Annotated in this window: 18 protein-coding genes; 10 read left to right on the top strand and 8 right to left on the bottom strand. The window is 61.5% G+C overall.

Annotated elements, in window-relative coordinates:
• Position 1: 1 nt before the first annotated feature.
• Genes tssC through tssA form a run of 3 tightly spaced genes read right to left on the bottom strand, consistent with a single transcriptional unit; the run spans position 2 to position 3586 of the window.
• Complete coding sequence (gene tssC / locus TU75_RS10745; protein ID WP_060548918.1) at positions 2-1477, bottom strand: type VI secretion system contractile sheath large subunit; 1476 nt, start codon at positions 1475-1477, stop codon at positions 2-4.
• A 25-nt stretch (positions 1478-1502) separates the two neighbouring features.
• Positions 1503-2000, bottom strand: a complete 498-nt coding sequence (tssB, locus tag TU75_RS10740; protein WP_003235472.1) for a type VI secretion system contractile sheath small subunit — start codon at positions 1998-2000, stop codon at positions 1503-1505.
• 35 nt (positions 2001-2035) lie between these two features.
• The gene (tssA, locus tag TU75_RS10735) at positions 2036-3586 is read right to left on the bottom strand and encodes a type VI secretion system protein TssA (RefSeq protein WP_169794347.1); all 1551 of its coding nucleotides are present in this window, start codon (positions 3584-3586) and stop codon (positions 2036-2038) included.
• Between the two features lie 472 nt (positions 3587-4058).
• Between tssA and TU75_RS10730 the strand changes: the two genes are divergently transcribed.
• The gene (locus TU75_RS10730; protein WP_003235468.1) at positions 4059-4574 is read left to right on the top strand and encodes an Hcp family type VI secretion system effector; all 516 of its coding nucleotides are present in this window, start codon (positions 4059-4061) and stop codon (positions 4572-4574) included.
• Between the two features lie 67 nt (positions 4575-4641).
• Here TU75_RS10730 and TU75_RS10725 read toward each other — a convergent pair whose 3' ends face one another.
• Positions 4642-5463, bottom strand: a complete 822-nt coding sequence (locus TU75_RS10725) for an aldo/keto reductase (RefSeq protein WP_060548916.1) — start codon at positions 5461-5463, stop codon at positions 4642-4644.
• Between the two features lie 105 nt (positions 5464-5568).
• Here TU75_RS10725 and TU75_RS10720 point away from each other — a divergent pair, with 105 nt between their 5' ends.
• Complete coding sequence (locus TU75_RS10720; protein WP_003235464.1) at positions 5569-6063, top strand: DUF1543 domain-containing protein; 495 nt, start codon at positions 5569-5571, stop codon at positions 6061-6063.
• A gap of 9 nt (positions 6064-6072) precedes the next feature.
• Here the strand turns inward: TU75_RS10720 and TU75_RS10715 are convergent, their stop codons facing one another.
• Positions 6073-7272, bottom strand: a complete 1200-nt coding sequence (locus TU75_RS10715) for a TPM domain-containing protein (RefSeq protein ID WP_060548915.1) — start codon at positions 7270-7272, stop codon at positions 6073-6075.
• A gap of 129 nt (positions 7273-7401) precedes the next feature.
• On the opposite strand from TU75_RS10715, the gene TU75_RS10710 reads away from it, so the two are divergent.
• The gene (locus tag TU75_RS10710) at positions 7402-8217 is read left to right on the top strand and encodes an alpha/beta fold hydrolase (RefSeq protein WP_060548914.1); all 816 of its coding nucleotides are present in this window, start codon (positions 7402-7404) and stop codon (positions 8215-8217) included.
• Entirely contained in the window at positions 8207-9352 is a 1146-nt protein-coding gene (locus TU75_RS10705) for a PAS domain-containing sensor histidine kinase (RefSeq protein WP_060548913.1), read from the top strand. Before TU75_RS10710 ends, TU75_RS10705 begins: the two co-directional genes overlap by 11 nt.
• Before the next feature lie 19 nt (positions 9353-9371).
• On the opposite strand, the gene TU75_RS10700 is transcribed toward TU75_RS10705, so the two are convergent.
• The 3 genes from TU75_RS10700 to TU75_RS10690 all read right to left on the bottom strand — a co-directional run bounded on the left by TU75_RS10700 (position 9372) and on the right by TU75_RS10690 (position 12702).
• Positions 9372-11483 (bottom strand): TonB-dependent receptor family protein, encoded by a 2112-nt coding sequence (locus TU75_RS10700; protein ID WP_060548912.1) that lies wholly within the window; start codon positions 11481-11483, stop codon positions 9372-9374.
• A gap of 70 nt (positions 11484-11553) precedes the next feature.
• Positions 11554-11829 carry a hypothetical protein gene (locus tag TU75_RS10695; protein ID WP_003235454.1) on the bottom strand — a complete coding sequence of 92 codons (276 nt, stop codon included), beginning with the start codon at positions 11827-11829 and terminating at the stop codon, positions 11554-11556.
• Positions 11830-11955: 126 nt separating this feature from the next.
• Positions 11956-12702 carry a hypothetical protein gene (locus tag TU75_RS10690; protein WP_003235452.1) on the bottom strand — a complete coding sequence of 249 codons (747 nt, stop codon included), beginning with the start codon at positions 12700-12702 and terminating at the stop codon, positions 11956-11958.
• 488 nt (positions 12703-13190) lie between these two features.
• Here TU75_RS10690 and TU75_RS10685 point away from each other — a divergent pair, with 488 nt between their 5' ends.
• From TU75_RS10685 to TU75_RS10655, 6 genes are all read left to right on the top strand, one after another.
• Entirely contained in the window at positions 13191-13649 is a 459-nt protein-coding gene (locus TU75_RS10685; RefSeq protein WP_060548911.1) for a (2Fe-2S)-binding protein, read from the top strand.
• Positions 13646-15883, top strand: coding sequence for a xanthine dehydrogenase family protein molybdopterin-binding subunit (locus tag TU75_RS10680; RefSeq protein WP_060548910.1), 2238 nt, complete (start codon positions 13646-13648; stop codon positions 15881-15883). Before TU75_RS10685 ends, TU75_RS10680 begins: the two co-directional genes overlap by 4 nt.
• A 15-nt stretch (positions 15884-15898) precedes the next feature.
• Entirely contained in the window at positions 15899-17236 is a 1338-nt protein-coding gene (locus TU75_RS10675; RefSeq protein ID WP_003235446.1) for a c-type cytochrome, read from the top strand.
• Positions 17237-17734: 498 nt separating this feature from the next.
• Positions 17735-18463 (top strand): response regulator, encoded by a 729-nt coding sequence (locus TU75_RS10670; RefSeq protein ID WP_003239162.1) that lies wholly within the window; start codon positions 17735-17737, stop codon positions 18461-18463.
• Complete coding sequence (locus tag TU75_RS10665; protein ID WP_003239161.1) at positions 18460-19521, top strand: ATP-binding protein; 1062 nt, start codon at positions 18460-18462, stop codon at positions 19519-19521. The genes TU75_RS10670 and TU75_RS10665 overlap by 4 nt, the downstream gene beginning before the upstream one ends.
• Before the next feature lie 241 nt (positions 19522-19762).
• Positions 19763-20074, top strand: a complete 312-nt coding sequence (locus TU75_RS10655) for a hypothetical protein (protein WP_003239158.1) — start codon at positions 19763-19765, stop codon at positions 20072-20074.
• Positions 20075-20141: the final 67 nt, after the last annotated feature.

Raw genomic sequence — 20141 nt, 5'->3', positions numbered from 1 at the left:
TTCATTCTTTGTCGAGCTTGCCGACAAGGGAAAGCGTGAAGTCCGCCCCCATATATTTGAAGTGAGGCCGCACACTCAGACTGACGCGATACCAGCCGGGCTCACCGTCAACATCGCTGACAACGATGCGTGCCGCACGCAGGGGTCGACGACCACGCACCTCGGCACTGGGGTTTTCCTGGTCTGCGACGTACTGACGAATCCATTTATTGAGTTCAAGTTCCAGGTCGGTGCGTTCCTTCCACGACCCCAACTGCTCGCGCTGCAACACTTTCAGGTAATGAGCCAGTCGGTTGACCACCATCATGTACGGCAACTGAGTGCCCAGCCGGTAATTCAACTCCGCTTCCCGCCCCTCGACACTGGTGCCGAAATACTTGGGCTTCTGCACCGAACTTGCGGAGAAAAATGCCGCATTGTCACTGCCTTTGCGCATGGTCAACGCGATGAACCCCTCCTGGGCCAGTTCATATTCGCGTCGATCGGAGACCAGCACCTCAGTGGGGATCTTCGTTTCGATTTCACCCATGCTGTGAAAGTGGTGCAAGGGCAGGTCTTCCACCGCCCCGCCGCTTTGCGGACCGATGATGTTGGGACACCAACGAAACCTGGCGAAGCTGTCGGTCAAGCGTGTGGCAAATGCATAAGCCGTATTCCCCCACAGATAGTGCTCGTGACTGTTGACCACGTTTTCCTGATAGGCAAAGGTCTTGACCGGAGATTCAAGGGGATCGTAAGGCGTGCGCAGCAAAAAACGCGGTACGGTGAGGCCGATGTAGCGCGCGTCTTCGCTCTGACGAAAGCTCTGCCATTTGGCAAATTGCGGGCCTTCGAAATGATCCTTGAGGTCCTTCAGGTCAGGCAGACCGGTAAAGCTTTCCAGGCCAAAAAAGGCTGGCCCGGCCGCTGCGATAAAAGGCGCGTGAGCCACGCAAGCGACAGTCGAAACGTACTGCATGAGCTTTACGTCGGGCGCACTGGGTGAAAGGAAATAGTTGGCGATGATGGCGCCCACGGGCTGACCACCGAACTGGCCGTACTCGGCGCTGTAGATATGCTTGTAGAGCCCGGACTGGTTGACTTCCGGCGAGTCCTCGAAGTCATCGAGCAAGTCCGCTCGGGATACATTCAGCAGTTCGATCTTGATGTTTTCACGGAAATTGGTTCGCTCGATCAGCAACTGCAAACCTCGCCAGGCAGCTTCCAGTGCCTGGAACTGCGGGTGATGGAGAATTTCGTCCATCTGCCTGCTGAGCTTGCTGTCGATCTCGGCGATCATCCGGTCCACCAGGCGTTTTTTGACCGGTTCTGCGCTGTTGTGCGGCTTGACCAACTCTTCGATAAACGCCGAGACACCGCGCTTGGCGATACCGTAGGCCTCGTCATCCGCCGTCAGCAGGGTATGCGCAATGATGTTGTCGAGGATGCTCGACTCGTCCGCCCTGGGAGCAGCCAGTGAGGTGGCTTGAGTGTTCATGGGATCAGTGTCCTTTTACTGAAAATCATAGGGAGGGCCGGGCCAGCCCCAATTCGGCGAGTACACGCGTGCGCGACTCGTCGTCGGCCAGGGCCTGCTCGATAGCCTTGCGAAAGCTCGGCGTGTTACCCAGCGGGCCCTTCAATGCCATCAATGCGTCACGCAGGGTCATCAGCTTTTTCAGTTCGGGAATCTGCTCGACCAGGCTTGCGGGATTGAAGTCCTGCATTGAATTGATGTTCACCTGAATACCCAGCTCCTCTGGCTCGGCGTCGTCCTGGAGACGATTGGGTACGCTGAGCGTCAAGCTCAGTGCCTGCTTGGCCAGCACCTCATCCAGGGTGTTCTTGTCGATCGCCACAGGCTTGCGGTCTTCGAGCTTGCGCAGGTCCTCGCGCTGGATGAAGTCTCCCAGCACCAGCAGTTTCAACGGCAGTTCGACTTCTTCCTGCGCACCACCAACTGCAGGTTTGAACGTGATATTGATGCGTTCCTTCGGTGCTACCGACCCCTCTTTGGGCATGGTTTTTTCTCCTTTTTTGCGTGCGGCTCTGCAGCCTATTCAAGTACCGCTTCAAGATCGAAGTGGCACAACCTGCGATGGGTTTGTTCCTTGCGCTCACGCACGGCCTGGTCTTGCGGCAGCAGCTCACAGCAGCGAAACAGCAGCTGTGCCACTTGCAGCGCCAGGTCAGGTTCCCAGCGCTCAAGCCCTGCGTGCTGCAGGTGATCATCCAGTTGTTCGAGCTGGATCTTCGCCAACTCGTGCTTGCCTGCCAGCACACATAGACGGGCCTGGGCCAGGCGCCAATGGAAACGGTCCCGCTCGCTTCGCGCGGCGTGCAGGCTTTGCGTGAACTCGCCGACGACAGCCTTGAGCCCGTCCTTGCGCAGCCTGGGCAGCCCTTCCTGCAATGCCGTCTCCCACGGTGCGGCGCCGACGTTTTTCGCCTGCGCCAGGGGTTGGTTGGTCTGCAGATGGCGGGCCACATGGAGCGCAATCCAGTCACGGGTGCTGGCATCGGCAAACGGCACTCCGTCGTAAAAGCGATACTCAGGCAGGTCCGGCAGACGCTGCAGCAACAGCGCAAAACTCACCTCCAGCTCGGTCTTCGCCAGGTTGGCCTGCAGTGCGTCAAGGCACTCCCACTGCATGCGCAGTCCGTCAAACCAGAACATTGCGCTGCTCAGGCTTGCGTCGAACTCAAGTATCAGATCGGCGTGATGACCCTGGGCAAGACGCTCCTGGCACCGCTTGAGCTTGTCGCCTGCGGGGCCACGCAAGGTCGTGGTTCTCTCGTTATCTGCGTCCGGGTAACGGGTCAGTGAGAGCCAGGCCAGTGTTCGACTCAGGCGCAAGGCGCGCAGGTCTGCAGCGCCCTGGCGCAACCACCAGTTGCACAAGGGGCGTGCCTGGTCCTGCAGGGTGCGCAGCCATTTGTTCGCATCCCTTTCGTTTTCGATTGCGGGCTCGGGCTTGAGCAGAGCCGCCACCTGTTTGACGTTGGTCATGACGTGCGGCAACGCCGCTGGAGATGGATTGCCGTGTGCGGTCGGTTCAAGGCGCTCCGACAGTTGCCTGCGAATCGACAACAACAATGGAGCATCGTGACCCAGATGCTGGCTCCAGCATTCATCAAGGCGCGCAAGATGTTCGTGGAGCAGATGAAATACCGCCTGCTGGCCTGCAACTGACACGCTTTTGGCGAACACGGGGTCAAGGCGCAATACCAGCCAGCCAAAAGCCGCACGGCGGGTGCGCAGCTTGAGCGGGTAGACAACTGCCCAATGCTGCTCGCAGAGATGCAGCAGGAGACCTATTCCGGCCAACAGACCAGCAAACGACTCACGCTGGTAAAGCGCCCAGACCAGCCATACCGCGACACGCAGATCCTTGGAATGCTCGCCCAACACACACTCGCTGGTTTCAATGACTTTTTGCCAATCCGGCTGGCTTTCACTGTGTATCGATTGCATTTTCGCCAGCTCGGCCTCCAGGGCATCGTATTCACTGGAAAAGCGCACTTCATTACCAGCGAAACTTGCATCCGAGCAAGGCCGCCGCGCCAATTCCAGATAACTCTCACAAAGCGAGTTCAAATAATCCATTTTGATCCAGGCACAACTATTCACCTCACAAGACGCACTAACAACAAACAAAAAGAACATTAAAACTTTACTGTTCCAGCGATGAGACCCCCATAAGATTTGCAAACACTAGCCATGACACGACGATTCATCAAGCGAAAAATTCAACTTGAGACTTATCCTACAACCCCCTAAAAACAAGGCCTGCGCAGATATTTGCGCAACAGTTATCGCAAAACAGTCCAAATATCATGTATTCGACCCACCGCCACCCATTCACAGAAACGGCAAATAATTGCGCACTTATGCGCAAGCAAACTCAATAAATTTACGCAGTAATGCATAACAAGTTATCGAAAGACGCTCACACACTAATCCACCCTCCATATTTCATTAGGGCTCACACTTTCCGGCACGCTTTTTGTTAAGGGAACAGCACCATCGGATTTAAATATCGGATGGCGTCCCTATCAATCAGACAAGGAAACCCGTCATGCCAACACCCGCGTATCTCTCCATCACTGGCGTCAAGCAAGGTTTGATTACGGCAGGCACTTTTACTCAGGACTCGGTAGGCAATATTTACCAGGAAGGGCACGAGGACCAGATTCTCGTCCAGGCGTTTGCACACCAAGTCATCATCCCGCGCGATCCGCAATCCGGTCAGCCAACCGGACAGCGGGTGCACAAGCCGTTGATGATCAGCAAGGTGTTCGACAAGTCATCGCCCCTGCTCTTCAGCGCACTCACCAGCGGCGAGGAGGTGAAGTGCCGGCTGGAGTGGCTGCGCACTTCATCGGCCGGCACCCAGGAGCATTACTTCACCATCGAACTCGAGGGGGCGACCATCGTCGATATCCAGTCGCGCATGCCCAATTGCCAGGACCCGGACAACGCGCACTTCACCCATCTGGAAGACGTGTATTTCACGTATCGTAAGATTGTCTGGACCCACGAAGTGTCCGGCACTTCGGGCTCGGACGACTGGCGCAGCCCGGTGTCCAGCTGATGTAGTGTGATGCGCAAACGACGCCCAGGGACGGGCGCCGTTTTATCAGGATCCGTTGATATCGGGGCTAGACCATCGCCAGCGGATGCTTGCGCTTGGGCGCGCCAAATACCCGATCGATCGCGTCCAGGTCATGTTCATCCAGCACCAGGTTCGCAGCACGGGCATTGAGCCGCACATGTTCCGGCGTAACGGCCTTGGGGATAGCGATCACGCCGTCCTGACGCAATACCCACGCCAGGGACACCTGGGCGGGCGTTGCCTCGTGGCGCTGGGCGATCTGTTTGAGCGTTGGGCTGGACAACAACTTGCCACCCTGGGCGATGGGACAGTAGGCCATCAGCGGCAAATGATGTTGTTGCCACCAGGGCAACAGGTCGAACTCGATGCCCCGCTCCTCAATGTTGTAAAGCACCTGATTGGTGGCACAGGCTGGTGAGGCAAGCTCCTGCAGGTCGGCTACGTCAAAATTGGAAACACCCCAACGGCCGATCTTGCCGGCTTCGCGCAAACGCTCGAATGCGTCGACCGTTTCTTCAAGGGGATACTGGCCGCGCCAGTGCAACAGGTACAGATCGATATAGTCGGTGCCGAGGCGTTGCAAACTGGCTTCACAGGCGCGAGGAATGCCCGTTCGACTGGCATTGTGCGGGTAGACCTTGCTCACCAGGAACACCTGGTCGCGCTTGCCGCGTATGGCTTCGCCGACCACGGACTCGGCGCCTCCTTCGCCGTACATTTCGGCGGTATCGATCAGGGTCATGCCCTCGTCGATCCCCAGTTGCAATGCCGCCACTTCAGCGCGGTGCTGGCCGGGGTCTTCACCCATGCGCCAGGTGCCCTGGCCAATGACAGGGACCGGTACGCCGGCCAGATCGATGGTACGCATGACACCTCCTGATGAATTCGTGAGTAAACAGTGGGGCATTGACCGGACAAAAGGGTTCAATCGAAGTATGGTTGCCCCCTGCCAAGTCGCCAGGAAGAACCTGCAATGCTGTTTGTCGTGATGCTCGGGGGCAAGCACCCCAGGGCGAGGATCGAAGTTCATGATGTGGTATTCGCGGTGGCGGATACCCTGCAAGCCACTTACCCGCAATTGCGCGAAAACTGGTTTGGCAGCGCCAAGGGCGTGCACATCGACGCCTGGATGGCGGTGGATGGCGTCGATGGCTGGAAAGTCGAGTTCAGCCCGTTGGCCCCGCAAGCCGGAGCGCCGCGCCTGTATTTCATCAACCTTGGCGGGTATGACACCCACAGCTTCGGCGAGGCCCATCATTACCTGCTGGTCGTCGCGCACAACAAGCAGGAGGCCAGAGCGCTGGGCAAACGCCAGATGCTGCGCGGTTGGTCCCAGGCGCATACCGATGCCGTGATGGATGTGGATGACTGCCTGCCCATCGACCTGGTGGACGGTCGTTATGTGCATCTCGTTCAGGGCCCGCACACCCCCATCGTGCAACGCAATGACTACATCGTATTGTCCTGAGAGTGTGCGTCACCAACTGCCGGACGCACCGCCGCCGCCACTGGACCCACCGCCACCGGACGAACTGCTGCTGGAGCGCGAGCTGCCGGAGCTTGAGCTCGAACGGGTGCTCGACCCCGAGCCCGAACGGGAGATGCTCTGCACGAACAGGATAAACGCCGCAATCGTGGCTACCGGTATTGCCACCACCCAGCCTTGAGCACCATGCCCCAGCAGCAGGCCCGCCGCAGTATAAATTGCGACGACCGCGAGTACGCGTGCAAGGAAGAAACGCGGGCTGCTTTTCCACGATGCCTTGATCAGGAAGAACAACCCCACGTACAGGCCCAGTACCACTGCTGCGCCCAAGGGCCACAGCAGCCAGTGGATAAGGCTGAGTTCGACAAACCGATCCGCTGCCAGCACCCCGACGATATACGCCAGCACGGCCATCACGCAGTAGAACACTGCGCGCGCCAGCCACAGCGCGCCAAACGTGGCGCCGCCGATCAGTATCGTCAGCGGTAATATCAGCAGGTACACCGGCCATTCACGACCACCGACGTACAGCGCCAGCAGCAGGGTCACCCCGGCGGTGGCAATCAAGGCACGGCGCCAATGCAAGCGGCCGGCGGCCATCAACACACCACCGACGCTGCCAGCGATCAGTGCCAGCAGTACCGCTATAGCCGGGGGACTGGCGCCTGGGACGGCCATTGGCGGCAAATCGCCACCCTCAACCAGCACAACGAGGTCGTTCACACCCAGGCTGACGCCACCGGCAAAATCGCCTTGGCGAAACGCCGGGGTGATGTGCTCTTCGATAATCCGGTGGGCCAGTAGATCGGTGACGATGCCTTCCAGACCGTATCCGACTTCGATACGCACCTTGCGGTCGTCCTTGGCCACCACCAGCAGGATGCCGTCGTTGACGTCCTTGCGCCCCAGTTGCCAGGCGCGGAACAGCTGGTTGGTGTACTCCTCGATAATGACCCCGCCGGTACTGGGTACAAGCAACACGGCAACCTGGGAACCTTTGCGCTGTTCGAGGTCAGCCAGCCGGCTTTTCAGACGGGCGGTGGTGTCGGCATCGAGGGTGTTGGTGAGGTCGATAACCCGCTGGTCGAGGGCCACGCCAAGCGGCGAAACATCAGCCTGGGCGGCAGTAAACGGGCTCATGCACAACAGCGTCAGCAGACTCAAGACGGACAGCCGTATCCACCGCATCATATTTGTTACCTGAAGTTTCTTCCTGAAAGGCGCTGACTGTAACCTATCGGCGCTATAACGCGTGACCCAAGGGCCTTGACTATCTAAACTGCGCCTCACATAGCAATACGCCATAATTTTGAGACCTCCATGGATCTACGCCACCGTAACAATGTAAATGTGATGGGCGACGGCATGGCGACCCTGGTGTTCTCCCATGGCTTCGGCTGCAATCAGGCCATGTGGAATTATCTGGCGCCGCACTTTACCGAGCGCTTTCGGGTGGTGATGTATGACTTGGTGGGGGCCGGCCTGTCGGACCTCGTTGCCTTCGACAAAACCAAGTACGGCACTCTTGACGGTTACGCCCATGACTTGAACGAGATCATCGACGCCTATGCTCAGGGCCCGGTGATTCTGGTGGGCCACTCGGTCAGCGCGATGATCGGTGCCCTCGCCGACCGCCTGCGGCCCGGGCGTATCGCCGCCCATGTGATGATCGGCCCGTCGCCGCGCTATATCGACGATGCTGGCTATATCGGCGGCTTCAAGCGCAACGACATCGATGACCTGCTCGACACCCTCGACAGCAATTACCTCGGCTGGTCCAGTGCCATGGCCCCGGTGATCATGGGCGCGCCCGGGCAACCGGAGCTCAGCGACGCGCTGACCGAGAGTTTCTGCCGCACCGAGCCGGACATTGCCAGGCAATTCGCACGCGTGACCTTCCTGTCGGACAATCGTGAGGATGTGATCGGCCTCACCGCCCCGGTGCTGATCCTGCAATCGAGCGACGACCTGATTGCCCCGGTCGTGGTGGGTGAATACCTGCATCGCGTCGTACCCAACAGCACGTATTGCCTGATCGACAACGTCGGCCATTGCCCGCACATGAGCGCGCCAGTCGCGTGCGCGACGGCGATGCACAGCTTCCTGGCACCGTGGGCAGTCGCCCATGCCGACTGACCTGTTCGACAGCGCCGCCTGTGCGCTGGCCGTGACCGCCGAAGACGGCACGATCCTGCAGGTCAATGCACGCTTCACCGACTGGTTGGGGTTCAGCGTCCAGGAGCTGTGCGGTAGGCGCTTCCAGGACCTGCTGACGATGGGCGGGCGAATTTTCCATCAGACGCACCTGGCGCCGATGCTGCGCATGCATGGCAGCGTCACCGAGGTGAAGCTCGACACCGTGCACCGCGACGGCCAGAAAGTGACGGTGCTGCTCAATGGCAATCGACGCCAACTCGACGACGCCGTGGTGTACGACCTGGCGTTGTTCGGCACCACAGACCGCGACAAGTACGAACGCGAGCTGTTGAACGCGCGCAAGCTGGCCGAAGCCCTGCTGCAGGAGAAAACCGCCACCGAAGTCGCCCTGCATCAGGCACAGGCAGAACTCAAGCAAGCCTATGCCATCTCCCAGCGGCGCGCGATGTTCGCCGAGCAGATGGTGGCAATTGTCAGCCATGACCTGAAAAACCCGCTCACGGCCATCCGCATGGCTTCGGATTTTCTCGGCCGTGGTGAACGCACGCCCAAGGAGCGCCAACTGCTCGGGCACATCGACCAGTCATCCGAGCGAGCCCAGCGCATGATCGCCGACCTGCTCGACTTCACCCAGGCCCGGGTCGGGCACGGTATCGTTATCCGCACCGCGCCACTGGACTTTCATGCAGTCGTTCACCACGCCGTCGAGGAACTGCGCGTCGCTTTCCCCAAGGCAACGCTGGTGCACCATACCGAGGGCGATGGCCATGCGAGCCTGGACGCCGACCGCGTGCAACAGATCATCGGTAACCTGGTGGCCAACAGCGCGGCATATGGCGACCCGCAACGCGACATCTGCATCACCTCGCGGCTTGCCAACAACGCGTGCGAAGTCGCCGTGCACAACCATGGCAAAGCGATTCCCGAGGCCCTGCTCGCCAATCTGTTCGAACCCATGACCCGCGGCACCGATCAAGCCAGCCAGGTGCGCAGCGTGGGCCTTGGCCTGTATATCGTGCGCGAACTGGCCAAGGTGCATGGCGGTGATGTGGCGGTGAGTTCATCGGCAGCGGCTGGCACAACTTTCACCGTGACATTGCCTGCCACCCATTAATCCGTTTCGGATTTTGCACTCAACGCCAGCGCCAGGACACCCCGGTATAGATTCCCCGCCCATCGGCCGGGGTCGAGCGCGCGACGTCCAACCCCTTGTCGTCATACCCCGGCGTGACCGTATTGGCATAGCGCCGGTTGGTGAGATTGCGCAGGTCGACCCACGCCTGCCAGTCCTGCTTCGGTGCATCGTAGCCAAACGTTGCGCCCAGTAGTGTGTATGCCGCGGCGTAAAAGGAATTGGCATAGTCCACCGCTACCCGCGAAGCGTGCTCGGTGTTGAGGCTGGTATAAAAGCCGCTCGGGTGGCTGTAGCGCACCTGCGCCTGGTAGTAGTGCCTGGGGATGCCCGGCAGCGTGTTGCTACCAAAGCGGTCATCGTCACGGTAGTGGAAGTCGCTGAAGGTGTAGGCCTGACGCAGCTCGAGCCTGCCGCCGCGGCCGCCGTCCCACAGCGGGCTGAGCAGGCTCAGTTCCATGCCTTGATGCACGGTGGGGCTGGCGTTGGACTCGGCAATCACGGCGTTGCTGGTGGAAGTCTGCGCCTGGGTTTCCACAGCCAGCAGTTCGTGACGCACTTCGGAGCGGTATAGTGCCAGGTCCCAGGCGCCAAGCCAGGCCTCACCACGCCCACCGACTTCAAGAGTGGTGGCGGTCTGGTTTTGCAGGCTCACGCCTTCGCGCGACAGCCCTTTGGCCGGGCCGCTGGTGAAGAATTTGTTGGAACCCCAGATCATCGACCACGCATGCGGCGGCTCGACCGAGCGACTGAGGTTGCCGTACACCTGCAATTGCGGATTGAAGTCATAACGCAGGCCGATGCGCGGTGCGTAATCCCAGTCATGCTGACTGAGCGGTGCCTGGCCTTGCGGGTAGGTAACCTGGGTCTCGCGGCGGGTATAAATGGCGGCCAGGCCGGTGGTCAGCCACAGGTCCGGCAGCAGCTCCAGGTCATTGCCGATATGCAGCACGGTGTCGGAACCCAGATAGGAGTAATCACGCGTCTTGGTGCCCGGCGCATAGATGGCGGTATTGCCGGCAGGCACACGTACATATTCCGACGCACCATTGTTGGGCATCGCCTGGGTGGTGCGCAGACCGAGGGTGGTTTTGCTGTCATGGCCGAACAGGCTGTCCTGACGGATGTAGTTCAGTGTGCCGCTGATGTCGGTGTAGGCGACTTTCAGGCGGTTGGTGCCTTCGCGCAGGTCCATGGGGTAGTCGTGATAGGCGAGGCCGACCTCGACCTTTGAGCGGTCATCCAACTGCAGGGTGGTCTTGTTGGCAATCCAGGTGGAGCCCGGCTGCAGGCGTTTGGAATCGCGGGTGGCGTTCAGGCTGTTGGCGGCACGCGGGTCATGGCTGATCTGGTAGCGCGTGAGCTTGCCGGGGGTGTCGTTGGCGGTTTGGCGGTAACGAAAATAGAAGCGGGTTTCCAGGTCGGGGTTGAAACGATAGCCGAAGTTGGCGGCAACACCCTTGCCGCTGCCCGCGCTCTGTTGCTGATAACCGTCAGACGCGGAGTCCGTCAGGCTGATGTAGTAGTCGGAGTCGCCCAGCACCTGGCCGGAACTGATTTCACGCTGGGCATAACCGCGACTGCCTGCTTCATAGCGCAGTTGCAAGGCGGGCGCGTCATGGCCGGTACGGGTGACGTAGTTGACCGCGCCACCCAGCGCCAGCGCGCCCCGATCAAAACCGTTGGCGCCGCGCAACACTTCAACCCGGCTGTGCCACAGCGGGTCCTTGAGTTCATAGGGCGTGCCGCCGGGCCCGGTGAGCGGCAGACCGTCAAGCATCTCGAACAGGCCGGACGCATGGGCGCCGGGGCCGCGGTTCAGGCCCGAGCCACGGATGGACAGCTTCACCCCTTCATTATTCGCAGCCTTGGCATACACCCCGGCTTGATACTTGAACACATCTTCATTGGTGCTGACCCGCCCCTGCTGCACGCTGTCCATGTCGACGTAATTGGTAGCGCCGGGCACGCTCTTGAGCTGCGCCTGGGCCACTTCACCGGCACTGGCGGGCGCCGTGGTGACTTCGACCGGTGCCAACTGCAGCGTTTCGGCGTGCAACGGCGAACCGAGGGTCAGGGCGGCAAACACAAGCGGAGATTGACGCAACAACATGAGGCAGGTCCTTGGCGGTGGGAAGCGTAAGAAGCCCGGCGGCTTCGCCGGGTCACGCCTTGCAAACGAATCATTTCCTTTGCATGACAGGCTCCAGCGCTTGCATGAAGTCATCGGCCTCCGACCCCGGCGCAAACCTGAAACCGTACATTTCATCTGTGGCCAGAATCGCGTCCAGGGTGTTGCGCAACTGTGCTTCGGTCGGCGAGTCCTGGAGCAGTTTCTGCGCCGGTAATAAAAGCTCTGCCGCGACGCCCTGAGCGCTCGCGGTATCGATCACTGCAAACAGGATGAAGCGCAAACGAATGTCGCGATCCGTGAGCCAAACCGTTTTTCGCTTACCCAAGGTAGGCCTCGATTTTTAGGAAAAGTCCGAGGCTATTGCCGGTAGAGGGGCGTTTCAAGCGGTCCTTCGCAAGATCGGCCGTGTCCTACATGAGAAAGCGAAACACCGCACTTCCCCGTCGAAGGGTCACTGCACCGGCAGAAAATTCATCAACAACAGGCTTTGCGCATAGTTGAGACCGATGCGGCGGTAGCGCTCGTCGAGGATCTGGGTAAGCAGGTCCAGGCGCGCGACGATCTTGCCGAATTCCACGGCAAAACTGAGGTTGCTGCCCTCCTCCGAGATCTCGTTGGAAAACAGCAGCAACACGCCATTGGCATCCTGGCGCTGGCCGAGCAGCCAGGTGGCCTTTTCGATGTTGCGCGCGGCATTGCTGACAAATTGCGGGTTGATCGAATCGGTCACGTAAAACTGGGTGCGCCCGCCGTGGGCGGTGACCAGCATGCTACCGATGGCGTAGATGAATGCGCCGACGCGGTCGCCGCGAAACTCTGGGCTCAGCGAGTAACTCAAGGCTGCCAGGTCGCGGCGCTCGCCCAGCGCTGGCAACGGCTGACGGTTTTCGATGGCCTGGCGGATTGTCCGCGCGGCGGTCACGGCATCCGGGTAACCCGACTGACGCCACTGGCTCGGGTTGCGCAGATAGAGCTTGTTCATCAGCAGATAGAGGCTCTGCAGGTTATCGCGCATGCCCAGCGTGGCCATGCGGTCCACGCTGGTCTGGAAGAACTCGTCAGGCTTGCCTTCGCTGAACTGCCGGGCCATGTCGCGGCCCTGCTGCTGGCTGCACGCCGTGGCACCGAGCGCCAGCAGCGCCGCGAGCAACAGCGGCCAGCGTCGGGTTAAACAAGGTGAAAGAGGGTTCATCCGCATCCGGTCGGGTCCTGCTGCCTGCGCGCTGAATGCGCGCGTTCGTGACAGGAATAGAGCAGAAGAATGAAAAAAAGTGCAGCCATGCCCTAATGTCGTTCAGTTAAGGAAAATATGTGGGCTTATTGTGGCGAGCGGGCTTGCCCCGCGTTGGGGCGCGAAGCGCCCCCAATCCAGCAAAACGAGGAGTGCCTGATACGGCTCAGCGCCTGGTTTTGGGGCTGCTGCGCAACCCAACGCAGGACAAGCCTGCTCGCCACAGGGAATCTGCACTTAACTGAACGGCATTAAGCCATGCCCGGCAGATCAGCAGAGGACTACACTCCTGCACTAACGCATTCCTGTTGAATACTTGCCTGATCCTACGGACTTGCCGCCGATTGGATAGATAGCCCAGGCCCCGTGGTCTAGAGTGCAACGATGGGCGACTTGCGTCGCACCTCTTATAAGAACTCAGCTACACCGACCGATGATCAGCAGGTGAACCCGCCATGGAATTACGCATCAACCAAAAAGCCTATCAAGTGGAGGCTGACGCCGACACGCCCCTGTTGTGGGTGATCCGGGACGACCTGGGCATGACCGGCACCAAGTACGGCTGCGGCCTGGCCCAGTGCGGCGCCTGCTCGGTGCTGGTGGACGGCAACGTGGTGCGCGCCTGCGTCACGCCGGTAGCCGCCGTGGCGGGCCGCGAGATCACAACCATCGAGGCCATCGAAGCCGATGACGTGGGCAAGCGCGTGGTCGCCGCCTGGGTCGAGCATCAAGTGGCGCAATGCGGTTATTGCCAGTCCGGGCAGGTGATGGCGGCCACTGCGCTGCTCAAGCACACCCCCGCACCCACCCCGGCGCAGATCGACGCGGCCATGGTCAACCTGTGCCGCTGCGGCACCTACAACGCTATCCACACCGCCATGGATGACCTGGCCAAGCAGGAGCGCGCCTTATGAATACGCCTCTGCCGTTGTCTGACGTGCCTCTGGGTGAGCCGGTCAACCTGTCGCGCCGACGCTTTCTGGCCAGCACCGCCGTGGGCGCGCTGGTGATCGGCTTCGGCCTGCCGATGGGCTCGGCCCGGGTGCAGGCGGCCACGACCAACGCCGCAGAGCGCGGCACCCAGGTGCCGGCGTTTCTGGAAATTCGCCCGGACGGCAGCGTAAGACTGCTCAGTCCCTTCATGGAAGGCGGCCAGGGCACCCACACCGCCATGGCGCAGATCGTCGGCGAAGAGCTGGACGCCGACCCCGCCACCTTCGTGGTCGAGGCTGCCCCACCGGGTGAGGCCTATGTGGTGATGGAAAACGGCATGCGCATCACCGGTGGCAGCATGTCGGTGCGCATGAGCTACCCGACCATGCGCCGCCTTGGCGCTCTCGCGCGCGCCATGCTGCTGCAAGCCGCAGCCCAACAGCTCGGCGTACCGCTCACCGAACTCACCACCCAGCCTGGCCGCGTGGTGCACGCAGCGTCCGGCCGTTCGCTGGGCTACGGAGAATTGGCCGGGCGCGCCCTGGACATGCCGGTGCCCGACCCGGCCAGTATCACCCTGCGCGACCCGAGCCAATTCCGCTGGATCGGCAAACCGGTGAAACGTCTGGACGCCTATGACAAATCCACCGGCAAGGCGCTGTATACCATCGACCTGAAAGTCGACGACATGCTCCACGCCGCCGTCCAGCACGCGCCCCGCCTGGGCATGACCGTGGGCAGCCTGCGCAATCAGGCGCAGGTCCAAGCCATGAAAGGCGTGCATTCGGTGCACACCCTGACCGGCGCCGTGGCGGTGGTGGCCGAACGCTGGTGGCACGCCAAACGCGCCGTCGAAGCGATCCAGGTGGATTGGCTGGAAGCGGCCGCCGATTCGACGTTGCGCGCAATGCCCGCAGACTTTTCCACCGACAAGCACCGCGACTTCCTCGCCGCCCAGCAAGGTCCGGCCCGCGACGACGAGAACGAAGGCGACGTGGCCGGCGCGCTGAAAAACGCCAAAACCCGGGTCGAAGCCACTTACCACAACCAATACCTCAACCATGCCCAGCTGGAGCCGCCGTCGGCCCTGGCGCGCTTCAACCCCGATGGCTCGCTGGAGGTGTGGCTGCCCAACCAGGCACCGGACATGTTCCGAGCCGACATCGCCAAGCGCACCGGCCTTGACCCGGCGAACATCACCCTGCACTCGCCGCTGCTGGGTGGTTTTTTCGGTCGGCATTTCCTCTATGAGTCGGCCAATCCCTACCCGCAGGCCATCGCACTGGCCAAGGCCGTGGGCCGCCCGGTCAAACTGATCTGGAGCCGCGAGGAAGAGTTCCTGCGTGACGTATTGCGCCCGCTGGCAGTGGTCAAGTTCCGCGCTGCGCTGGATGACAAAGGCCTGCCGGTCGCCATCGAAGCGGTCAGCGCTACCGAAGGCCCGACTGAAGCCCTGGCCGGCAAACAGGGCGACAAGATCGACCCCACGGCCATCGAAGGGCTATCGGGCAAAAGCTACGCCATCCCCAACAAGCGCATCGCGCAGATCTACGTCAAAGGCCCGGCGATGCTCGGTTACTGGCGTTCGGTGGGCAATTCGCTCAACGACTTTTTCTACGAGGCGTTCCTTGATGAACTGGCGGACAAGGGCGGTCACGACCCCTATGAGTTGCGTCTGCACCTGCTGCGCGACAACCCGCGACTGACTACCTTGCTCAAGGCTGCGGCGGAGTTGTCCGGCGGCTGGAAGCGGGGCCCTTACACCGCCGAAGACGGCAGTCGCCGAGCCCGTGGCGTGGCAATGGCGTCGCCGTTCGGTTCCCATGCGGCGGTGGTCGCTGAAGTGTCGATCGAGCACGGCCAGGTCAAGGTGCATCACATCTGGGAAGCGATCGATCCCGGCAGCATCGTCAACCCGGCGATTGTGCAGGCGCAGGTGGCCGGCGCCGTGGCGTTGGGCCTGTCGCAAACGCTGCTGGAAGAAGCGGTGTACGTGGACGGCAAACCACGGGCGCGCAACTACGACCTGTACCCGATCCTGCCGCCTTCACGCATGGCGCAGGTACACGTCAAGATCATCGAGAGCGGCGAAAAAATGGGCGGTATCGGCGAACCACCGCTGCCCGCAGTGGCGCCGGCCGTGGCTAACGCGGTGGCCCAGTTGACCGGCCAGCGCATCCGCAGCTTGCCATTGAGCCGATACACCTTCAGCTAAGGACAGGGAACGCCCATGAACACCCGACGATTCGCCCGAACCGCAGGCTGGCTTGCCCTGCCCTGCCTGATCGCCGCCGGCCTGCTGGCCTGGTATGTCACCCGTGAGCCTGCCTCGCCGTTCGAGCAGGAACAGGCCACAACCTTCGACCCTGCCCTGGTCAGCCGTGGCGAGTATGTCGCGCGCCTCGGCGACTGCGTGGCCTGCCACAGCCTCGCCGGCAAGGCGCCCTTTGCCGGCGGCTTGGAGATGGCTACCCCGCTGGGGGCGATCCACGCCACCAATATCACCCCGGATCCAGACGTCGGCATCGGTGCCTACAGCCTGGCCGACTTCGACCGCGCGGTACGCCAGGGCGTGGCGCCGGGCGGCCGCCGACTCTACCCGGCCATGCCCTACCCGTCTTATGTGAAGCTCAGCGACGATGACGTGCGCGCGCTGTACGCGTTCTTCATGAAAGGCGTGCAACCCGCCAGCGAGCCCAATATTCCCAGCGCCATCCCCTGGCCGCTGAATATGCGCTGGCCCATCGCTCTGTGGAACGGTGTGTTCGCCCCCACGACTACCTACGCCGCCAAACCGGGGCAGGATGCGCTGTGGAACCGGGGTGCCTATATCGTTCAGGGCCCGGGCCATTGCGGCAGTTGCCACACGCCGCGCGGCTTGGCCTTCAACGAGAAAGCCCTGGATGAGACCGGCGCGCCGTTCCTCGCCGGCGCGCTGCTCGACGGCTGGTACGCGCCAAGTCTGCGCCAGGACCACAACACCGGCCTGGGCCGCTGGAGCGAGCCGCAGATCGTGCAATTCCTCAAGACCGGGCGCAACCAGCATGCAGTGGTCTACGGCTCGATGACCGAAGCGTTCAACAACTCCACGCAGTTCATGGCCGACGACGACCTGGCCGCCATCGCCCGCTACCTCAAGTCACTGCCCGGCGATCCGCAGCGCGACGGCGCGCCCTGGCAGTACCAGACAGCCGCCACCGACGCACGCCCCGGCGCCCACCTGTACGCGACACGCTGCGCCTCCTGCCACGGCCTGGACGGCAAGGGCCAGCCTGACTGGATGCCACCCCTGGCCGGCGCCACCTCGGCATTGGCCAAGGAAGCCGCCTCGGCCATCAACATCACCCTCAACGGCTCCCAACGCATCGTCGCCGCCGGCGTACCCGACGCCTACCGCATGCCGGCGTTCCGCGAGCAACTCTCCGACACGGAAATCGCCCAGGTGCTGACCTACATGCGCAGCACCTGGGGCAACGCCGGCGGCGCAGTGGACGCCAAGGACGTCAGCAAACTGCGCGGCCACACCGACCCGGCCAGCAGCAGCCCGATCATTTTGCATATGAGGTAAGAGCGGGGTTAACCCCTTGAAGACGATTTTTCGGTGTATATATGCCCAACACTCGGCACCTCGCTTAGGCTTTGGAGCCGACCGGTATCAGTGAGTGTGAACGCGGTCAAATGTGGGAGCTGGCTTGCCTGCGAAGGCATCGACTGGTTTTTCCTGATGGATTGAGGTGTCTGCATCGCAGGCAAGCCAGCTCCCACAGAGCAGCGGATGCACCAGACCCTGCTTTTGATCTGCTTTGCTTTAGATCTTGATCTTGATCTCAAGCGCCCCGTCAACCACGCAGGCCGAACGCCGGCTTGAATCCGTGGGCCGCCGTAAGGGCGGAACCCATAGCAGCCGTCCCCGCAGCAACGGAATCCCCCCATCGAAAGCCCCCAAATCCCCAACATTTTTGCCAATATCCCCCCTCTCCATCATTTCTCCACAAACCCTCCCACAAAAGCGCATGGTAATTGCGCACAATCTCCCCGCCCTCACGGCAACCACACCGAGCTCAACATGAACGACCTGCCCAACACCCACCGGGAAACCCAGGCGCTGGTACTGATCGCCGAGGACGAACCGGAAATCGCCGACATCCTCATCGCCTACCTCAAGCGCGCCGGGTTTCGCACCGCCCACGCGCTCGACGGCCGACGCGCGCTGGAGCTGCACCAGACGCTCAAGCCGGACCTGCTGCTGCTCGATGTGCTGATGCCTCACGTGGACGGCTGGAAGGTGCTGGCCGAAGTCCGCCATCGCGGCAACACGCCCGTGATCATGCTGACCGCACAGGATCAGGACCTGGACAAACTGATGGGCCTGCGCATCGGCGCCGACGACTACATCGTCAAACCGTTCAACCCGGCCGAAGTGGTGGCGCGTACTCAGGCCGTGCTGCGCCGCACCAGCGACTATAAATACGTGTCGGCCAGCAGCGTGCTGCGTGTGGATGCGTTCGAGATCGATATTGAAAGCCACGAAGTCACCGTGCGCACGGCAGGCGAGGCATTGACGCTGCCGCTGACCGCGACCGAATTCAAATTGCTCGCGCAACTGGCCAAGGCGCCCAAGCGCGTGTTCAGCCGCGCCGAACTGCTGGCGCTGTGCTCGCCGGAAAGCGACAGCCTGGAGCGCACGGTGGACAGCCATATCAGCAAGCTGCGCCGCAAGATCGAAGACCTCGGCCTGCAAGGTGTGCCCGAAAGTATCCGCGGCGTGGGCTACCGGTTTGGGAGTGTGACGTGAAAATCCTCAACGGCTTGAGCCGCCAGATCATTGTGTCGATGTCGGCCGTGGTGCTGTACGTCATCGCCCTCGCCGTGGTCGGCTCCTACGTGTTTTATTCGCTGTTGTGGGCCTATTGGCCACCGTCCGAAGAAGACGCCAACACCTGGATGCCGTCCAATATCGAGTGGGCCTGGATGGGGCTGATCACGCTGGTGAGCCTGGCCGTGGGCGCGGTGGTGGCGTTGAAGTTGTCGCGGCGGATCCTGATGCCCTTGAACTCGGTCGCCGAGAACCTGCGCAAACTGGCCGACGGGGACCTGGAAGCGCAAGCCCTGGCCGGCGAGCAGCCCATCGCAGAGGCAGCGATACTGGTGGATGACTTCAACAGCATGGCCCAGCGCCTTAAACGCATGGCCCAGGAGCAGGCGTTCTGGAATGCGGCGATTGCCCATGAGCTGCGCACGCCCCTGACCATCCTGCGCGGTCGCCTGCAAGGCTTGGCCGAAGGGGTGTTCGAGCCAGATAACGCACAATTCTACAGCCTGCTGGGCCAGGTCGAAGGGCTGACGCGGCTGATCGAAGACTTGCGGGTGGTCGGGCTGGCCGACAGCGGCTACCTGGAACTGCATCTGCAGAACGCCGACCTGGCCGCCGGGATTGAAGACGATGTGCGGCTGTTCGAACCGAGCCTCACGGCCGCCGGTTTTGTGCTGCACCTGGACCTGCAAAGGCGTTTGATGCGCTGCGATCCCGGGCGGATCCGCCAGGCCTTGCTCGCCCTGTTGGACAATATCCGCCGCCACGCCACGCCGGGGAACGTCAACATCCACCTGAGCACCCGCGACGCAATCCATTATTTGCGGGTACGCGATGACGGCCCCGGCATCGACGCAGAATTTGCCGTGCACCTGTTCGAGGCTTTTCAGCGCGGCGAAAACTCGCGCTCCCGGGCCCAAGGCGGCAGCGGCCTGGGCCTGGCGGTGGTGCGTGCGATTGCCCTCGCCCACGGCGGCGCGGTGAGCTGCCGGCGCATGGAAAACGGCGGCACCCTGTTCGAATTCAGCTGGCCCGTTTGATCAACCGGATACCGCGATGCGCGTCTTTGCCTGGCTGTTCAGCTCCACACCCGACTATCGGGACTTTGCTTTACTGGATAGCCACGGTGTGTGTATCGCCTTCAAACGCTGTACCGCCCAGCCCGCCAACGGGGACTGGGTCGCCGTCAAAGAGGTCAATCTGAGCTGGCTGGGCAGACCGCTGCCTGGCAAAGCCCGAACCGTTTAACAACCTTCGTCCTGTACGCAGTGGCCTACTCTTATGTCGAACACGTATCTGTCCAAGCTTGAAGATTCACTGAGACTGCACACAACCCGCCTGAAAAAGTTGCAGCGGCTGTGGGTGCCCTTGCAGCAGCGCGCACCAAAATGGGTCCTGGGACTGTGGATTCTGGGGGTGTTCTTCTCGTTGATCACTGAGTTTTATGCGCACTGGATGGTGACCGCGCCATTGATTCTTGCGTTGATCGTCGCCGAAATCGTGATCGATGAGCGGCAAATGACACTGTCCTTGCAAGCCGACAAGCTGCGCGACCTGCTCAGGACCGCCAGGCATCGCTATGCCTGCCCCTGAGGGTTATGTGCCTGGCGCATGACCCATTCTTAAACGTCATAACGCTGATTTCATCTGCGTGGTAGGC

Origin of the sequence: Pseudomonas poae, from assembly GCF_001439785.1 — a bacterium.
GTDB lineage: Bacteria > Pseudomonadota > Gammaproteobacteria > Pseudomonadales > Pseudomonadaceae > Aquipseudomonas > Aquipseudomonas poae.
Note: the sequence above shows the minus strand (reverse complement) of the source record. Positions and strands in the feature narration are given on the sequence as shown.

Bases quoted from the DNA above. Each gene is read 5' to 3' on its own strand.
- tssC (WP_060548918.1), bottom strand. From the start codon at position 1,477: ATGAACACTCAAGCCACCTCACTGGCTGCTCCCAGGGCGGACGAGTCG.
- tssB (WP_003235472.1), bottom strand. From the start codon at position 2,000: ATGCCCAAAGAGGGGTCGGTAGCACCGAAGGAACGCATCAATATCACG.
- tssA (WP_169794347.1), bottom strand. From the start codon at position 3,586: ATGGATTATTTGAACTCGCTTTGTGAGAGTTATCTGGAATTGGCGCGG.
- TU75_RS10730 (WP_003235468.1), top strand. From the start codon at position 4,059: ATGCCAACACCCGCGTATCTCTCCATCACTGGCGTCAAGCAAGGTTTG.
- TU75_RS10725 (WP_060548916.1), bottom strand. From the start codon at position 5,463: ATGCGTACCATCGATCTGGCCGGCGTACCGGTCCCTGTCATTGGCCAG.
- TU75_RS10720 (WP_003235464.1), top strand. From the start codon at position 5,569: ATGCTGTTTGTCGTGATGCTCGGGGGCAAGCACCCCAGGGCGAGGATC.
- TU75_RS10715 (WP_060548915.1), bottom strand. From the start codon at position 7,272: ATGATGCGGTGGATACGGCTGTCCGTCTTGAGTCTGCTGACGCTGTTG.
- TU75_RS10710 (WP_060548914.1), top strand. From the start codon at position 7,402: ATGGATCTACGCCACCGTAACAATGTAAATGTGATGGGCGACGGCATG.
- TU75_RS10705 (WP_060548913.1), top strand. From the start codon at position 8,207: ATGCCGACTGACCTGTTCGACAGCGCCGCCTGTGCGCTGGCCGTGACC.
- TU75_RS10700 (WP_060548912.1), bottom strand. From the start codon at position 11,483: ATGTTGTTGCGTCAATCTCCGCTTGTGTTTGCCGCCCTGACCCTCGGT.
- TU75_RS10690 (WP_003235452.1), bottom strand. From the start codon at position 12,702: ATGCGGATGAACCCTCTTTCACCTTGTTTAACCCGACGCTGGCCGCTG.
- TU75_RS10685 (WP_060548911.1), top strand. From the start codon at position 13,191: ATGGAATTACGCATCAACCAAAAAGCCTATCAAGTGGAGGCTGACGCC.
- TU75_RS10680 (WP_060548910.1), top strand. From the start codon at position 13,646: ATGAATACGCCTCTGCCGTTGTCTGACGTGCCTCTGGGTGAGCCGGTC.
- TU75_RS10675 (WP_003235446.1), top strand. From the start codon at position 15,899: ATGAACACCCGACGATTCGCCCGAACCGCAGGCTGGCTTGCCCTGCCC.
- TU75_RS10670 (WP_003239162.1), top strand. From the start codon at position 17,735: ATGAACGACCTGCCCAACACCCACCGGGAAACCCAGGCGCTGGTACTG.
- TU75_RS10655 (WP_003239158.1), top strand. From the start codon at position 19,763: ATGTCGAACACGTATCTGTCCAAGCTTGAAGATTCACTGAGACTGCAC.